Source organism: Paracoccus sp. MA, from assembly GCF_020990385.1.
Classification (GTDB): domain Bacteria; phylum Pseudomonadota; class Alphaproteobacteria; order Rhodobacterales; family Rhodobacteraceae; genus Paracoccus.
This window is the reverse complement of the sequence record NZ_CP087597.1, coordinates 1,331,175-1,346,853: the sequence shown is the minus strand read 5'-3', so window position 1 is coordinate 1,346,853 and position 15,679 is coordinate 1,331,175. Positions and strand designations below refer to the sequence as shown.

Sequence of the window (15,679 nt, the reverse complement as noted above, 5' to 3'; positions counted from 1 at the left end):
CGGCATCCCGGCGGAAGACGCCGCCGGCCGCTGCGCCGAAACGGGATGCCGGCGCGCCGGCCCGCCCAGCTTTCGGACAGGATGGGGCGCCATGGCCCGCGTTCCCGTTCCCCCGGCGGCGGGCTCTGCCCGGTGCGGCCCTATTTGTAGAAGCCTTCGCGCAGGTTGATGCCGTGTTCGAGCCAAGCCTTCATGGCGCAAATCATCCCGGTCCAGCCCTCGCAATTGCCCAGGCAGCCCTTCAACCCGGCCTCGCTTTCGGGCCAGCCATATTCGCTGATCCGCACCAGCGTGCGCCCGTCCTCCAGCGCCTGGAAGGTCATGGTCACGGTGGTCCAGAGGCGCGGCTCGCCCTCGGCCTCCCACTGCAGGACGATCCGCTCGTTGGTCACGACCTCCTGCACCAGAACCGGAAATGCGCCGGGGAAATCGTGGAAGTCCCAAGTCACCTCGGCGCCGGTGGCCAGCCGGCCCCTGGCCCCGCCCGTGGTGAAGAATTTCGACAGGCTGTCGGGATTCACGACGGTCTCGAACACCTCCTCGACCGGTTTGGCGATGCGTCCGCCGACGGTGAATTTCAGCTCCATGTTGCGATCCTCCTTGTCCTGCCGGCAATTATGTTATAGATTTATAACATGTCAACCGACGATCAGGACGACGCGCTGTTCAAGGCGCTGGGGCACCGGGCGCGCCGGCAATTGCTGGACCTGCTGAAGGCGGGGCCCAAGACCACCGGCGGGCTGTGCGAGGCGCTGCCGCATCTGGACCGCTGCACGGTGATGCAGCACCTGCGGGTGCTGGAGGCGGCCGGTCTGGTCGTGGTCGAGCGGCGCGGCCGCGAAAGGTGGAACCATCTCGACGCGCTGCCCATCCACGCCTTGCAGCAACGCTGGATCGGCCCCTATGCCGCCCATGCGGTCGATATGCTGGCGGCGCTGAAACAGGCGGCGGAAGGCCCGCAGCCCGGCAGCCGCGGCGAGGAGGCCGCGGGAAATGGCCCGGGGCGAGCGGATGCGCGGTGACCCGAGCCGCGCCGTTCCGTGTTCGCGATGACGGGATCGCCGCAAGGGCGGGCATGATCGATGCGGCGCCGGCCGGCCTAGCGGGAAAAGCCGCTGACCTGCGGCAGCCAGGTCGAAAGCGCCGGCACGAAGGTCAGGATCAGCAACGAGGCCAGCGCCGCGAGGAAGAAGGGCGGCAACTCGCGGATCAGCGCCGAGGGCTTCTGCTTGGTCGCCGAGGCCACGACGAAGATCAGCCCGCCGACCGGCGGCGTCATCAGCCCGAAGGTCAGGTTCACAATCACGATGATGGCGAAATGATCCGCGGCGATGCCCAGGTTGTGGGCGATGGGCGCCAGGATCGGCACCAGGATCATCACCCCCGGCAGCGGGTCCATGAACATGCCGAAACCCAGCAAGAGCAGGTTCACCATCAGCAGGAAGGCGATGGGCGACAGGTCCATGGCGATCACCGCGTCGGCCATGGCCTGCGGCACGCCCTCGATGATCAGCACCCAGGCGAAGGCGCGGGCGGCGGCCAGGATCATCAGCACCGCCACAGACATGATGGCCGAGCGCAGGAACGCCCCCCACAGGTCCGCCAGCGTGAAGCCGCGATAGACGAAGGCGCTGGTCAGGATGGCGTAGAACACCGCCACGACCGAGGCCTCGGTCGGGGTGAACATGCCGCCGCGGATGCCGCCGACGATCAGCACGATCAGCAGCAGGGCGGGCAGGGCGGCGAAGCTGTTGCGGACCATCTGCCCGGCCGGCGGCCGCGGCTCGAGGCTGCGATAGTTGCGCTTGCGGCTGATCCACCAGTTCACCGCCGCCAGCAGCGCCGCGATCAGGATGCCGGGCAGGATGCCGGCCATGAACAGCGAGCCGACCGAGGTGTTGCGGTCCTGCAGCGCATAGATGATCATGGTGATCGAGGGCGGGATGATCGGGTCGATCACCGCCACGGAAATCGTCAGCGCCCCGGCATAGGCCTTGGAATAGCCGCTGCGCTCCATCATCCGCGCCATCATCGCCCCCGGCCCCGCCGCCGAGGCGAGCGCCGAGCCCGAGATGCCGGCGAACAGCGTGCCGGTCAGCACGTTGGCATAGCCCAGGCCGCCGCGCAGATGCCCCACGAATTGCGAGGCAAAGCGCAGGAGCATGCGCGAGATCGCCCCGGTGGACATGATCTCGGCCGCCAGGATGAAGAAGGGCACGGCCAGCAGCGGGAAGCTGTCGAGGCCGGTGAACATCTCCTTCACCACCACGACCAGCGGATAGCGGCCCGACAGGCCCACCGCCGCGAAGGCGGCCATGGCCAGCGCGAAGGCGATGGGCACCCCCATGACCATCAGGATCAGGAAGGCGGCGACCAGGATCTCAACCAAGGGGGGCCTCGTCGGAATGCTGCAGCCCCGCCCGCAGGTATTGCGGCGCGATCAGCGCAAGATGGGCGATCATCAGCGCGAAGCCGGCGGGCATCGCGGCATAGATCCATTTCATCGGCACCCGCAGGGCCGCCGATTTCTGGATCGCCATGCGGTTCATGTAGTCGATGCCGACCCAGACCATGAAGCCGAAAAAGGCGAACAGCACTAGCAGGATCGCCGCGCGCAGGACAAGCTGGCCCCGCGTGGGCAGCGCGTCCTGCGCATTGGTGATGGCGGCATGGGCGCCATGGCGCAGCGCCAGGCCGCTGCCCAGGAAGGTCAGCCAGATCATCGAGTAACGCGCCACCTCGTCGGCCCAGGTCAGCGAATTGCCGGTCAGATACCGGCCCGCGACGTTCCAGCCGACGATCACGGACATCGCCGCCAGCCCCAGAACGAGGATGGCGCCGTTCAGCGTGACGAAGGCGCGTTCGATCCGGCGCATGGGCTTACTCGACCGCCTGGATGCGGTCCATCAGCTCCTTGCCGAACTGGGCCTCATAACGCTGGTAGGGGCCGGCCAGCGCCTCGCGGAAGGCGGCCTTCTGCTCGGGCGAAAGCTCGTTCACCTGCATCCCCGCCTCCTGCATCGCGGCGACGCCCGAGGCGTCGACCTCGTCGACATAGGCGCGCATCGCCGCCACCGCGTCCTTGGCCGCCTTGTCGAAGGCCGCCTTCTGCGCGTCGTCCAGCCCGTTCCACAGCGCGGGCGAGACCAGGATGATGGTCGAGGAATAGACGTGGCCGTCCAGCGTCAGGTATTTCTGCACCTCGTTCAGCTTGGCCGAGACGATCACCGAAAGCGGGTTCTCCTGCCCGTCGATGGCGCCCTGTTCCAGCGCGCCGATCACCTCGGGCCAGGCCATCGGGGTGGGGGCGGCGCCGAGGGCGCGGAACGCCTCGATATGCACCGGGTTCTCCATGGTGCGGATCTTCAGCCCGTTCAGGTCGGCCGGTGCCTCGACCGCGCCGCGATTGCTGGTGATGTGGCGGAAGCCCTGCTCGCCCCAGGCCAGCGCGTGCAGGCCGGCATCGTCGAACCTGGCCAGCATTTCCTGGCCGATCTCGCCGTCCAGCACCTTGCGGGCATGGTCCTTGTCGCGCAGCAGGAAGGGCACGCCCAAGACGCCGACCTCGGGCACGAAATTGGTCAGCGTGCCGTCCGAGGCGATGGTCATCTCGACGGTGCCGAGCTGCAGCCCCTCCAGCACCTCGCGCTCGCCGCCCAGGCCCGAGGAGGGGAAGTGGCGGAAGCTGAACTGGTCGCCCAGGCTTTCCTTCAGCGAGGCCTCGAAAGCTTTGGCGCCGGCGCCGTAATGGCTGTCCTCGGCCAGCGCGTAGCCGATCTTGATTTCCTGCGCCACCGAGGGCGCGGCAAGGGCAGCGCAGAACAGCGCGGCGGCAAAGACATGTTTCATGGTGGAACCCTTCCCCGGTTTTCGACGGCGATTTAGCGCCACATGACGGGAATGTGCAATCCCGCCACCGGATTCGCCGCCGGGGAAAGAGCAAAGGAGCCTGGCCGGCCAGCGGTGCCGCGGGCCCGGCTATCCCAGCGCGACGCCCAGCCGCCCGAAGGCCTCGCGCAGCCGGTGGCGGCCCTTCAGTGCTGCGACATCGCGCAGCCGGCCGATCAGCAGCTCGCTCCAGCTTTGCCGGGGCAGGCCCTGCTCGGCGCGGAAGGCTTCGGTGGCAAGGTCGTGGCGGGCGACGGCCTCGGGCTGCGCCGCCGCCGAATAGGCATCGCGGTGCAGGACCGCCGGTTGCGGCAGGCGCGGCTTGACCGCGGTCGGGACCGCGGGATCGGGGCGGCCGACGACGAGGCCGAACACCGCCACCGCGCGGTGCGGCAGGCCCAGCAGATGCGCCACCGCTTCGGGATCGTTGCGCAGCGCACCGATATAGACCGTGCCCAGCCCCAGCGATTCCGCCGCCACCAGCGCATTCTGCGCCGCCAGCGCCGCGTCGATGGCGGCCAGCAGGAAGGTCTCGGTATAGTCGAGCCCCTGCAGCGTCACGCCTGCCCGGTCCGCGACCGCCTCGGCGCGGGACAGGTCGGCGATCCAGACCAGAATCAGCGGCGCCTGACGGATATGGTCCTGCCCGCCGGCGATCTCGGCCAGCCTGTCGCGCTTGGCGGGATCGGTGACGGCCACCACGCTCCAGGCCTGGATGTTGGACGAGGTCGGCGCCGAGGAGGCCGCCGCGACCAGCGTTTCGAGCGTGCCGGGCGCCAGCGCATCCGGCAGGTAGGACCGGACCGACCGATGCGCCAGAAGCGTGGCGAGAACCGGATTCCAGCCCGCGAGCGCGGCCGGCTCGCGATAGCGTTTCAGCACCGCCTCGGCGGCTTCGGCGGGATGCGGGGCGTTGAGGGAAATATTCATGCGCGTCTCCTGTCAGGGGGCGGGGCTGCCGTGCAGCTGGAAGACCGCGTCGATGCGGGACTCGATTTCCGGGGTGATGACGACCTCGACCGAGCCGAGATCGGCCTCCAGCTGCTCGGCCCTGGTGGCGCCGATGATGTTGGCGGTGACGAAGGGCCGGCTGGTGACATAGGCGATGGCCAGCTGCGCCGGGTCGAGCCCGAAGTCGCGGGCGATCTGCAGATAGGCGTCCACCGCCTCGGCCACGCCGGGCTTGGTGTAGCGGTCGCCGCGGTCGAACAGCGTCAGCCGCGCGCCTTCGGGCCGGGCGCCGTTGCGGTATTTGCCGGTCAGGAAGCCCTGCGCCAGCGGCGAATAGGCCAGCAGCCCCACCTGCTCGCGCTCGTGGAACTCGGCCAGCCCCTGCTCATAGGTGCGGTTGACGAGGTTGTAGGCGTTCTGCACCGAGACGACGCGCGGCAGGTCCCGGGTCTCGGCCAGATGCAGAAAGCGCGACAGGCCCCAGGCGGTCTCGTTGGACAGGCCGATATGGCGGACCTTGCCGGATTTCACCAGCCCGTCCAGCGCCTCCAGCGTTTCCTCGATCGGCACTTCCGAACCGTCATGCCCGCGCGAGGGTGCGTGCCGGCCGCTGCCGAACAGCGGCACCGGGCGGTTCGGCCAGTGGATCTGGTAGAGGTCCAGGTATTCCGTCTGCAACCGGCGCAGCGAACCCTCGACGGCCTCCTCGATGTTCCGGGCGTCCAGCCGCGGCGGCCGGCCGTCGGCGCGCAGATAGGTGCGGTCGCTGGGCCCCGAGACCTTCGAGGCCAGCACGATCCGGTCCCGGCCGCCCCGCGCCTTCAGCCAGGAGCCGATGATCCGCTCGGTCGCGCCCTGGGTTTCGGCCCGCGGCGGGATCGAGTAGTTTTCCGCCGTGTCGATCAGATTGACGCCGAAATCCACGGCGCGGTCGAGCTGGGCGTGGCCTTCGGCCTCGGTGTTCTGCTCGCCCCAGGTCATGGTTCCCAGCGCGACGGCGGAAACCTTGATGCCGCTGCGGCCAAGGGGGCGGTAGTCGAGTGTCATGCAATTTCTCCTGCAATCATGGTCATGGGGCGGCGCGAACGGGGATCGCCTGCCCGGATATTTCATGGCCGGAACTGGCCGCCAGCCGCATCAGCGGCAGGATCGCGCAGGCCGAGACCAGCGCCAGGGCGAAGAACGCCGTGTGAAAGGCGTCGAGCGTCAGCCCATCGGAACGGCCGCCGATTTCCAGCAGCCCCCCGGCCAGCGCCACGCCAAGCGCGGTCGCGATCGGGCGCAGCACCGTGGTCAGGGCCAGCGCGGCGCCGACGGTCTCGGGGGCAAGCTCGGATATCGCCAGCACCTGCTGGCCGGTGAAGAACAGCGAGCGCAGCACGCCGCCGCCGATCAGCAGCGCCGCGATCAGCAGATGCGGGGTCTGCGGCGTCAGCAGGCCCTTGGCGGCAAGGCCCAGGGCCGAAAGCGAGGCGGCGAGGATCAGCGGATTGCGAAAGCCGTGGCTGGCAAAGACCTGGGTCGAGACCAGCTTGGCCGAGATCGCGCCGATGCCGCCGGCGAAGGTGATCAGCCCCGCCTCGAAGGCGGTCAGCCCGAAGCCCAGCTGCAGCATCAGCGGCAGCAGGAAGGGCACCGCCCCCGCGCCGATCAGGAAGACCATGGTGGCGGTGATCGCGCTGCGAAACACCGGGTCGCGGCAGATGCCGGGATCCAGCAGCGGCGCCGGATGGGCGCGGGCGTGGCGCAGATAGGCCCAACCCCCCGCCAGCCCGGCCAGCGTCAGCGCCAGCGAGGCCCAGAGCGGCAGGATCGGCAGGCTGACCAGCGACAGCCCCGCCATCAGCCCCGAGAAGGCGACTGCCAGCAGCAGAAAGCCGCGCAGGTCCAGCCGGTGGGCGGGCGCTCTCGGCACGTCCCGGATCAGGGCGCCGACCGCAAGGATGCCGGCCAGCCCGACGGGCAGGTTCACCAGGAAGATCCAGTGCCAGCCGAGAAAGGTCGTCAGCGCGCCGCCGACCAGCGGTCCCATCAGCGGCGCCACCACCGCCGGGATGGTCATGGTCGCCGTGGCCCGCATCAGCCCGGCGCGGGGCGTGACGCGATACAGCATCAGCCGCGCCAGCGGCGTCATCATCGCCCCGCCCATGCCGCCCAGGAACCGCGCCAGCACGAACCCCTCCAGCGAGGTGGCGAAGGCGCAGCCCAGCGAGCCCAGCATGAAGACCAGGAGCGCCATGCGGAACACGCGGGTCGGGCCCAGCCGGTCGCCCAGCCAGGCGCTGACCGGAATGAAGATCGCCAGCGCCAGGAAATAGGCGGTGAAGGCCAGCTTCAGCGCCACGGGGGTCGTGCCGATATCGGCGGCGATGGCCGGCAGCGAGGTGGCGATGACGGTGGAATCCATGTTCTCCATGAACAGCGCCACCGACAGGACCAGCGGCACCAGCCATGGGGCGCGCGGGGCGCCCTGCCTGTCCTGCCTCATTCCGCCGCCGAGATCCCGCGTTGCACCGCGAAACGGTTTTCCGGCCGGGGCAGGCCGAAATGGTCGCGCAGGGTCCGGCCGGCGTAATCCTGGCGGAACAGGCCGCGCTTGCGCAGGATCGGCAGGACATGCTCGACAAAGCTGTCGAAGCCGCCATGCAGCCAGGGCGGCATCACGTTGAACCCGTCGGCGGCGCCGTTCTCGAACCAGGTCTGGATGTCGTCGGCGATCTTTTCCGGCGTGCCGACCGAGACCCAATGCCCGCGCGCCCCGGCGATGCGGTGCATGAGCTGCCGGATCGTCGGCTTTTCGCGGTCCACGATGTCCAGGACCAGCTTGAAGCGGCTGGCCTCGGCCCGGTCGGGATCGGGTGCGACCAGATGGCGCGGGAAGGGCCCGTCAAGATCGTGGCCCGTCAGGTCCAGCCCGGTCATCCGCTTCAACACGTCCAGCGAATAGGCGGGCTGGGTCAGGGCGTTGAACTCGTCATGCAGGGCCTGCGCCTCGGCCGTGGTCGAGCCGATATAGGGGCTGATGCCCGGCAGCACCTTGATGTGATCGGGATCGCGGCCGACGCCCCGCGCCCGGGCCTTGATGTCGGCATAGAATTCCTGCGCGCTGGCAAGCGTCTGGTGCGCGGTGAAGATCGCCTCGGCATGCAGCGCGGCGAAATGCCGGCCGTCCTCGGACGAGCCCGCCTGCACATAGACCGGCCGGCCCTGCGGGCTGCGCGGGATGTTCAGCGGGCCGCGCACGCGGAAATGCGGGCCGGCATGGTCGATCCGGTGGATGCGGGCGTCATCGGCGAAGACGCCGCTTTCGGGATCGATGACCAGGGCCTCGTCCTCCCAGCTGTCCCAGAGCTTGGTGACCACCTCGAGGAATTCATGCGCGCGGCCGTAGCGGTCGGCATGGACCGGATGCTCGTCCAGCCCGAAGTTCTGCGCCGCCTGCGCCGCGCCGGTGGTGACGATGTTCCAGCCGACCCGCCCCTGCGAGATGTGATCGACCGAGGCGAACAGCCGGGCGAGGTTGTAGGGCTCGGTATAGGTGGTCGAGGCGGTGGCGATCAGCCCGATGCGGCTGGTCGCGGCGGCCAGCGCGGTGATCGTGGTCAGCGGCTCCAGCCGGAAGCGGCTGGCATAGCGGATATTGTCCGCCAGCGCCGGGCCGTCGGCGAAGAACAGCGCGTCGAATTTCGCCGCCTCGGCCTTGCGGGCCAGTTCCTGGTAATAGCCGATATCCAGTGCGCGCTGCGGGTCCGAGCCCCTGTAGCGCCAGCCGGCCTCGTGATGGCCGCCGGGATAGATGAAAAGGTTCAGGTGAAGCTGTCGCTTGGACATGTCGGTTTCCTTTGAAATCAGTGGGCCGAAACGCCCAGCTTGCCAAGCAGGTGGCGGCGAAGCTGGCCGAAGCGGGGATTGTCGGGCGCGCGCGGGGCGGACAGCTCGATCTGCAGGTCCTCGACGAAGGCGCCTTCTTCCAGCACCAGCACGCGGTCGGCCAGGGTGATCGCCTCGTCCACGTCATGCGTGACCAGCAGGACGGCGGGGCGGTGGCGGGCGCATAGCTCCTTCAGCAGGACATGCATGCGGATGCGGGTCAGCGCGTCCAGCGCGCCGAAGGGCTCGTCGGCCAGCAGCAGCTCGGGCTCGCGCACCAGCGAGCGGGCCAGCGCCACGCGCTGCTGTTCGCCGCCCGACAGCTCGACCGGCCAGGAATGCTCGCGCCCGGCCAGCCCGACCTCTTGCAGCATGCGCCGGCCGGCATCCTCGGCGTCGCGCAGGCCCAGCGTCACGTTCTGCAGCACCGTGCGCCAGGGCAGCAGCCGGGCGTCCTGGAACACCACGGCCTTGTTCTCCGGCACGTCCAGCCTGCCCGAGCCGGTGACGTCGTGGTCAAGCTCGGCCAGCGCCTTGAGGAAGGTGCTTTTCCCCGAGCCCGAGCGGCCCAGCAGGGCGACGAACTCGCCGCGCGCGATATGCAGGTTCAGCCCGGCCAGGATGGTGCGGCCGTTGAAGCCGCGATGCAGGTCCTGGGTCTGCACCGTGAAGCGGTTCACTGCGACAGCGTGCGGCGCCATGACAGGGCCCTCCTTTCGGCGAAGCGGACGGCGGCGTCCGAGGCGAGGCCGAGCACGGCATAGACCACGATGCCGGCGATGATGATCTCGGTCTGGCCATAGGTGCGGGCGAGGTTGATCATGTAGCCCAGCCCGCTGGTGGCGTTGACCTGCTCGACCACCACGAGCGAGACCCAGCACAGCGTCACCGCGAAGCGCAGGCCCAGCAGGAAGCCCGGCAGCGCGCCCGGCAGCACCACCTGCCGGATGAAGGTCCAGCGCGACAGGTTCAGCGTCTCGGACAGCTCGACATAACGGTTGTCGATGCTGCGCAGGGCGTTGTGGGTGTGGATGTAGATCGGCACGATCACCGCCAGCACGATGGTGATGATCTTCATCTGCTCGCCGATGCCGAACCACAGCATCAGAAGCGGGATCAGCGCCAGGGTCGGCACCGCGCGCTTGATCTGGATCGGGCCGTCGATCAGCGCCTCGCCCAGCCGCGACAGGCCGGCGATGACGGCCAGCACCGTGCCGATGGCGACCCCGATCACCAGCCCGGTGCCCGCGCGCCAGGCCGAGATGCCGAAATGCTCCTGCAACCGGCCGTCCGCGATCAGTTGCCGGAAGGCGTCCAGCACCGTCCAGGGTGCCGAGAGGATGCGCGGGTCGATCAGCCCCAGCGCCGAGCCCAGCGTCCACAGCGCCACGAGCGCGATGCTGCCCAGCTGCATGCCGAAGGGGATGGCCGGGCCGGGTCCCAACCTGACCCGCGCGCTGCTGCGGCTGCGGGGCTGCAAGGCCGCCGCCGCGGCGGTCGGTTTGAAATCGTCGGTCGCGATCAGGGTCATTGGGTCAGTTCCTCTTTCTTGACCGCGCTCGAGCCCTTGGACAGGGCCTCGGCGGCGATTTTCTCGAAGCGGCGGTCGAAGATCTCCTCGGCGCTGAAGGGCGTATTGCCCGTCGCCTCGGCCAGCAGGGCGATGGTATGGCTGTGGCGCTGGATCACTTCGTCCCAGCTTGCGGGGATGACCTGGCGGCCGGTCTGCTCGATCGCGGCCTTGCCGTCCTCATAGGACAGGTTCTGGTCCTTGACGTAATAGCCCTGGATGAATTCCTCGGGGTGGTCGTTGATCCATTCCGTCGCGCGGGCCCAGAGCCGGACATATTCCGCGGCGGCCGCCGCCTTGGCCGGATCGTCCAGAACCCATTGCGGCGCCCAGAGATGGCTGGGATCGTCGCGCAAGCCGTGATCGACCAGCCGCGCCCCGTCCGGGCCGTATTGCCGGATGTAGCGGGCGATATAGACGCTGCCCAGCGGCGCGACGTCCACCTGACCCGAGCCGAGCGCGACCGGATAGACGTCGCCGGTGCTGGGAATTTCCACCAGCGTCACCTCGTCCCGGCCCAGCCCCGCCGCCTCGAGCGTGCGCAGCACCAGCGCGCCCTGCGCCTGTCCGGGGCTGTAGGCGATGCGCCTGCCCTTGAAGTCCTGGATGCTGCCGATCTGGTCGCCGAGCGCCGGGGTGACGCCGAAGCGATAGATCGGGTGGGCGATGGGGTCCTGCCTTTCGCGATAGGCGATGTTGCGCACCGGCAGGTCGTTCCATGTCGCATGGATCGAGGGGATCTCGGCCACGCTGGCCAGGTCCAGCGCCTTGGCGCGGAAGGCCTCGCTGGTCTGCGGGCCGCCGCTGATATTGGCCCATTCGACCTTGAAGCCGAGCTCGTCGATCAGCCCGGAAATCTCCAGCGCCTTCTGGGTGACGGGGTCGCCGACGCGCAGCACCGTGCCCTCGGGCACCTCGTCGGGGATCGGTTCCTGGGCAAGAACGGGCGGGGTGGCGAGCGCAAGGCCGACAGCCAATGCCAGCAAGGGGCGGTAAGGAATGTTGGTCATGTTCATCCTGTCCAAAGAAGCGTCCTGGACCCCAGAAGCTAACCATAAATTCATTAAAGTCGATAGATATACTGTATTTAAATCGGCAGGTTTCGGGGGAGGATCTTCCGCCCGTTCCGGCCTCGGGAGGATGCCACGGCTGCGGCCGGAAATTCCGACGTCAAAGACAGGACGCGTGCCGGCCGGCCTTCCGGACCCCCGAGGAGTGTCGTGCGGGGTTTGCCGCTTGCCGGCGACATCGCCGCGGCGTCGGTTGCGGAGCTTTTCGGCAGTGAAGCCATCCGGATCGAAGGCGGCCCTGCTTTCAGCCGGGAAAGGCTGCCACCTCGCCTGCGGGCCGCTTCAGGCTGCCGGCATGGCAGCGCGGCGACAGGAACGCAGGGATAACGGCCAGCCGCGCTTTGCTGCCCGGATCGGACCTGGCCGCGTTTGCCGGGACGTCGCGGCGGGGATCGGGCCTGTTCCGGCGCGCGGGCGGGCGACCGCCCCCGCCCCCGCGGGAAACCGATATCGTCCTGCCTTGCAGAACTGGGATGACCGGGCCCCGCCGGACGCGAAACCTGCCGCGCATGACGATCCGGGGGCGCCGAAACAATACCGGGTCTTTGCCGCTTTTGCCCCCGAGCCCGGCACGACCGCCCGGCTGCGGGCGTCGCCAAGAAAAAAGCCGCCCCGAAGGGCGGCCTTTCCATCGCTGTCCCTGCCGTTCAGCAGCTGTAATACATCGCGTATTCGATGGGATGCGGGGTATGCTCGTAGGCATAGACCTCTTCCCATTTCAGCTTGATGTAGCCTTCCAGCTGGTCGCGGGTGAAGACGTCGCCGGCCAGCAGGAAGTCCATGTCCTTCTCCAGCTCCTCCAGCGCCTCGCGCAGCGAGCCGCAGACGGTCGGGATCTCGGCCAGCTCTTCGGGCGGCAGGTCGTAGAGGTCCTTGTCCGAGGCCGGGCCCGGATCGATCTTGTTCTTGATGCCGTCGAGGCCGGCCATCAGCAGCGCCGCGAAGGCCAGGTAGGGGTTCGCGGCCGGATCGGGGAAGCGGGCCTCGACGCGCTTGGCCTTCGGCGATTCGGTCCACGGGATGCGCACGCAGCCCGAGCGGTTGCGGGCCGAATAGGCGCGCAGCACCGGGGCCTCGAAACCGGGGATCAGCCGCTTGTAGCTGTTGGTCGCCGGGTTGGTCAGCGCGTTCAGCGCCTTGGCATGCTTGAGGATGCCGCCGATGAACCACAGCGCCTCCTGCGACAGGTCGGCATATTTGTCGCCGGCGAAGAGCGGCTTGCCGTCCTTCCAGATCGACATGTTCACGTGCATCCCCGAGCCGTTGTCGCCCTTCATCGGCTTCGGCATGAAGGTCGCGGTCTTGCCATAGGCGGCGGCGACGTTGTGGATGACGTATTTGTATTTCTGGATGTTGTCGGCCTGCTCGGTCAGCCCGCCGAAGATCATGCCAAGCTCGTGCTGGGCGGTGGCGACCTCGTGATGGTGCTTGTCGACCTTGATGCCCATGCGCTTCATGGTGGACAGCATCTCGCCGCGGATGTCCTGGGCCGCATCGACCGGGTTCACCGGGAAATAGCCGCCCTTGTGGGCCGCGCGATGCGCGAGGTTGCCGTCCTCGTAGACGGTGTCGGTGTTCCAGGCGGCATCGACCGAGTCGATCTCGAAGGCGACCTTCTGGGGCGTCACCGAATAGCGCACGTCGTCGAACAGGAAGAACTCGGCCTCGGGGCCGAAATAGGCCGCATCGCCGATGCCCGAGGATTTCAGATAGGCTTCGGCCTTCACCGCGGTGCCGCGCGGGTCGCGGGCATAGGGCTCGCCCGTGTCGGGCTCGACGACGTTGCAATGCACGCAGAGGGTCTTTTCGGCATAGAACGGGTCGATATAGGCCGAGGACGCGTCCGGCATCAGCTTCATGTCGGACTGGTCGATGGATTTCCAGCCGGCGATCGAGGAGCCGTCGAACATGAAGCCTTCCTCGAAGAAGTCCTCGTCCACCAGATCGGCGACCAGCGTCACGTGCTGCAGCTTGCCCTTGGGATCGGTGAAGCGGACGTCGACATATTCGACCTCCTCCGTCTTCATCAGATCCAGAACGTCCTTGACTGTCATTGGGGTCCTTCCTCCATCAGTCTGCCCGGCGCCGCCGCCGGGCATGGGTCATCGGTTGGGTTTGTGGCGCGGGAAGCGGCTCAGACCGCGTCGTCGCCGGTCTCGCCGGTGCGGATGCGGATGGCCTGTTCGACGGGCAGGATGAAGATCTTGCCGTCGCCGATCTTCTCGGTGCGCGCGGCCGAGATGATGGCGTCGACGGCGGCTTCGACCAGATCGTCGGGCAGCACCATCTCGATCTTCACCTTGGGCAGGAAGTCGACCACATATTCCGCACCGCGATACAGTTCGGTATGGCCCTTCTGCCGGCCGAAGCCCTTGACCTCGGTGACCGAAAGGCCCTGCACGCCGACTTCCTGAAGGGCCTCTTTCACATCGTCCAGTTTGAAGGGCTTGATGATGGCTTCGACTTTCTTCATCGCCTGATCCTTCTCTCGCGACTTGCCTGCGCCCTGATTGGCGGGTTTGATGATGCGCGTCCATGCGGCTTGATGGGGAAAGCGGCATGCAGACAGCGAATCCGGGGCATGTGCCCCAATATTGTGCAGGTTGCCTGAATTATGTGCGATGAGATGGCCCGGCGGGCCGAGATCCTGACGACTCGAGAGATGCGTGCGGTCGAGGGCGCCGCCATCGCCAGCGGCAGCGTCACCGGATCGGCGCTGATGGAGCGGGCGGGGGCGGGCGTCGTGCGCGAGATGCTGGCGCTGTGGCCGGAATGCGAGCGGCCGGGGCGGGCGGTGATTCTCTGCGGGCCCGGCAACAATGGCGGCGATGGCTATGTGGTGGCGCGGCTGCTGGCCGAGCGCGGCTGGCAGCTGCGGCTGGCGGCGCTGGCACCGCCCGCGACCCCGGATGCGCAGCTGGCCGCGGCCTGCTGGCCGGGCGAGGTGGCGGCGCTGTCCGATCTCGGCCCCGAGGATTTCCCGTCCGGTGCCCTTTGCATCGACGCGCTGTTCGGCACCGGGCTGGTGCGGCCGCTGGCACCCGGGCTCGCGGCGCCCCTGCGGCTGGCGGCGGCGCGGGGCTGCCGTATCGTCGCGGTGGACATCCTCAGCGGGCTCTGCGCCGATAGCGGCCGGGTGCTGGGTGGGCTGGACCTGCCCGGGGCGGCGCTGACCGTCAGCTTCCAGCGCGCCAAGCTGGGCCATGTGCTGGCGCAGGGCGGAACGCTCAGCGGCGCGCTGCGCATCGTCGATATCGGCCTCGACGGCTGGATGGCGGCGGCGGGCGAAGCGGCGCGGCTGGCGGGTCCCGTGCCGGCCCTGGCCAAGCGCGCCGGCCACAAATACGACCACGGCCATGCGCTGGTCCTGGGCGGCGGGCCGGGCCGCGGCGGCGCGGCGCGGCTGACGGCGCGGGCGGCGCTGCGGGTCGGCGCCGGATTGGTGACGCTGCTCTGCCCGCCCGAGGCGCTGGCCGAGAATGCCGCGCGGCTGGATGCGGTGATGCTGCGCCCCGTCGCCGACCGGGCCGGGCTGCAGCGATTGCTGGAGGACCGCCGCTTGAACGCGCTGGGCCTCGGCCCCGGGCTCGGGCTCGACCGGGCGCGCGATCTGGTGCCGGCCGTGCTGGCCTCGGGGCGTGCGGCGCTGCTTGATGCCGATGCGCTGACCGCCTTTGCCGATGCGCCCGGGGCGCTGCTGGACGCGCTGCATCCGCGGGCGGTGCTGACCCCGCATGGCGGCGAGTTCGCCCGGTTGTTTCCCGATCTGGCGCAGCGGCTCGAAGCCCCGGCCGAGACCGGGCCGGCCTTCTCGCGCCTGGATGCGGCGCGGCTGGCGGCCGAGCGCGCCGGTTGCGTGGTGCTGCTGAAGGGGCCGGACACGGTGATCGCCGCCCCGGGCGGAGAGGCGCGCATCGCCGCCGCCGTGGGCGAGGCGGCTGCGCCCTGGCTGGCGACGGCCGGATCGGGCGACGTGCTGTCGGGCATGATCACCGGGCTGCTGGCGCGCGGCTTCGCACCGCTGGAGGCCGCCGCCGCCGGCGCCTGGCTGCATGCCGAGACGGCGCGCGATTTCGGCCCCGGCCTGATCGCCGAGGACCTGCCCGAGCGGATTCCGGCGGTGCTGCGCGGCCTGGGCTTCTGAACTTTCCGCTCGCAAGCCGGTGAGGGCTTTGCTAAGAGAAGCGCCGATCCGCCGCCGCCCGCCGGCCGTGCGGATCGCGATGCGGGTGTGGCGAAATTGGCAGACGCACCAGATTTAGGTTCTGGCGCCGCAAGGCGTGGGGGTTCAAGTCCCTCCACCCGCACCATCAAAAGCCCAGCAAATGCT

Annotated in this window: 15 protein-coding genes and 1 tRNA gene; 3 read left to right on the top strand and 13 right to left on the bottom strand. The window is 68.9% G+C overall.

The features are described from left to right. Window positions 1-140 precede the first annotated feature (140 nt). On the bottom strand, window positions 141-587 hold the full coding sequence (locus LOS78_RS06685) for an SRPBCC family protein (protein WP_230376317.1): 447 nt from the start codon (window positions 585-587) through the stop codon (window positions 141-143). A gap of 48 nt (window positions 588-635) precedes the next feature. Between LOS78_RS06685 and LOS78_RS06680 the strand changes: the two genes are divergently transcribed. Continuing rightward, window positions 636-1,022 carry a helix-turn-helix transcriptional regulator gene (locus tag LOS78_RS06680; protein ID WP_230376316.1) on the top strand — a complete coding sequence of 129 codons (387 nt, stop codon included), beginning with the start codon at window positions 636-638 and terminating at the stop codon, window positions 1,020-1,022. Between the two features lie 77 nt (window positions 1,023-1,099). Here LOS78_RS06680 and LOS78_RS06675 read toward each other — a convergent pair whose 3' ends face one another. The 12 genes from LOS78_RS06675 to LOS78_RS06620 all read right to left on the bottom strand — a co-directional run bounded on the left by LOS78_RS06675 (window position 1,100) and on the right by LOS78_RS06620 (window position 13,822). Then, a complete protein-coding gene (locus LOS78_RS06675) occupies window positions 1,100-2,389 on the bottom strand; it encodes a TRAP transporter large permease (RefSeq protein ID WP_028712813.1) in 1,290 nt (429 codons plus the stop codon). Next, complete coding sequence (locus LOS78_RS06670) at window positions 2,382-2,876, bottom strand: TRAP transporter small permease (RefSeq protein WP_028712812.1); 495 nt, start codon at window positions 2,874-2,876, stop codon at window positions 2,382-2,384. The genes LOS78_RS06675 and LOS78_RS06670 overlap by 8 nt, the downstream gene beginning before the upstream one ends. Window positions 2,877-2,880: 4 nt before the next feature. Then, window positions 2,881-3,849, bottom strand: a complete 969-nt coding sequence (locus LOS78_RS06665; RefSeq protein WP_028716537.1) for a TRAP transporter substrate-binding protein — start codon at window positions 3,847-3,849, stop codon at window positions 2,881-2,883. A gap of 129 nt (window positions 3,850-3,978) precedes the next feature. Next, window positions 3,979-4,818, bottom strand: a complete 840-nt coding sequence (locus LOS78_RS06660; RefSeq protein WP_230376315.1) for an NADPH-dependent oxidoreductase — start codon at window positions 4,816-4,818, stop codon at window positions 3,979-3,981. Window positions 4,819-4,830: 12 nt separating this feature from the next. Then, window positions 4,831-5,886, bottom strand: a complete 1,056-nt coding sequence (locus LOS78_RS06655) for an aldo/keto reductase (RefSeq protein WP_230376314.1) — start codon at window positions 5,884-5,886, stop codon at window positions 4,831-4,833. Between the two features lie 22 nt (window positions 5,887-5,908). Next, entirely contained in the window at window positions 5,909-7,327 is a 1,419-nt protein-coding gene (locus tag LOS78_RS06650) for an MFS transporter (RefSeq protein ID WP_230376313.1), read from the bottom strand. Beyond that, window positions 7,324-8,670 carry an LLM class flavin-dependent oxidoreductase gene (locus LOS78_RS06645; protein WP_230376312.1) on the bottom strand — a complete coding sequence of 449 codons (1,347 nt, stop codon included), beginning with the start codon at window positions 8,668-8,670 and terminating at the stop codon, window positions 7,324-7,326. Before LOS78_RS06645 ends, LOS78_RS06650 begins: the two co-directional genes overlap by 4 nt. Before the next feature lie 17 nt (window positions 8,671-8,687). Continuing rightward, a complete protein-coding gene (locus LOS78_RS06640; protein ID WP_230376311.1) occupies window positions 8,688-9,410 on the bottom strand; it encodes an ABC transporter ATP-binding protein in 723 nt (240 codons plus the stop codon). Then, a complete protein-coding gene (locus LOS78_RS06635; protein ID WP_230376310.1) occupies window positions 9,386-10,240 on the bottom strand; it encodes an ABC transporter permease in 855 nt (284 codons plus the stop codon). Before LOS78_RS06635 ends, LOS78_RS06640 begins: the two co-directional genes overlap by 25 nt. After that, the gene (locus LOS78_RS06630) at window positions 10,237-11,289 is read right to left on the bottom strand and encodes an ABC transporter substrate-binding protein (protein WP_230376309.1); all 1,053 of its coding nucleotides are present in this window, start codon (window positions 11,287-11,289) and stop codon (window positions 10,237-10,239) included. The genes LOS78_RS06635 and LOS78_RS06630 overlap by 4 nt, the downstream gene beginning before the upstream one ends. Window positions 11,290-11,996: 707 nt before the next feature. Next, window positions 11,997-13,403, bottom strand: a complete 1,407-nt coding sequence (gene glnA, locus LOS78_RS06625; protein WP_028712804.1) for a type I glutamate--ammonia ligase — start codon at window positions 13,401-13,403, stop codon at window positions 11,997-11,999. 80 nt (window positions 13,404-13,483) lie between these two features. Continuing rightward, window positions 13,484-13,822, bottom strand: a complete 339-nt coding sequence (locus LOS78_RS06620; protein WP_010398051.1) for a P-II family nitrogen regulator — start codon at window positions 13,820-13,822, stop codon at window positions 13,484-13,486. Between the two features lie 141 nt (window positions 13,823-13,963). Between LOS78_RS06620 and LOS78_RS06615 the strand changes: the two genes are divergently transcribed. Next, window positions 13,964-15,493, top strand: a complete 1,530-nt coding sequence (locus LOS78_RS06615; RefSeq protein WP_230376308.1) for an NAD(P)H-hydrate dehydratase — start codon at window positions 13,964-13,966, stop codon at window positions 15,491-15,493. Between the two features lie 81 nt (window positions 15,494-15,574). After that, window positions 15,575-15,659, top strand: a tRNA-Leu gene (locus LOS78_RS06610). Window positions 15,660-15,679: the final 20 nt, after the last annotated feature.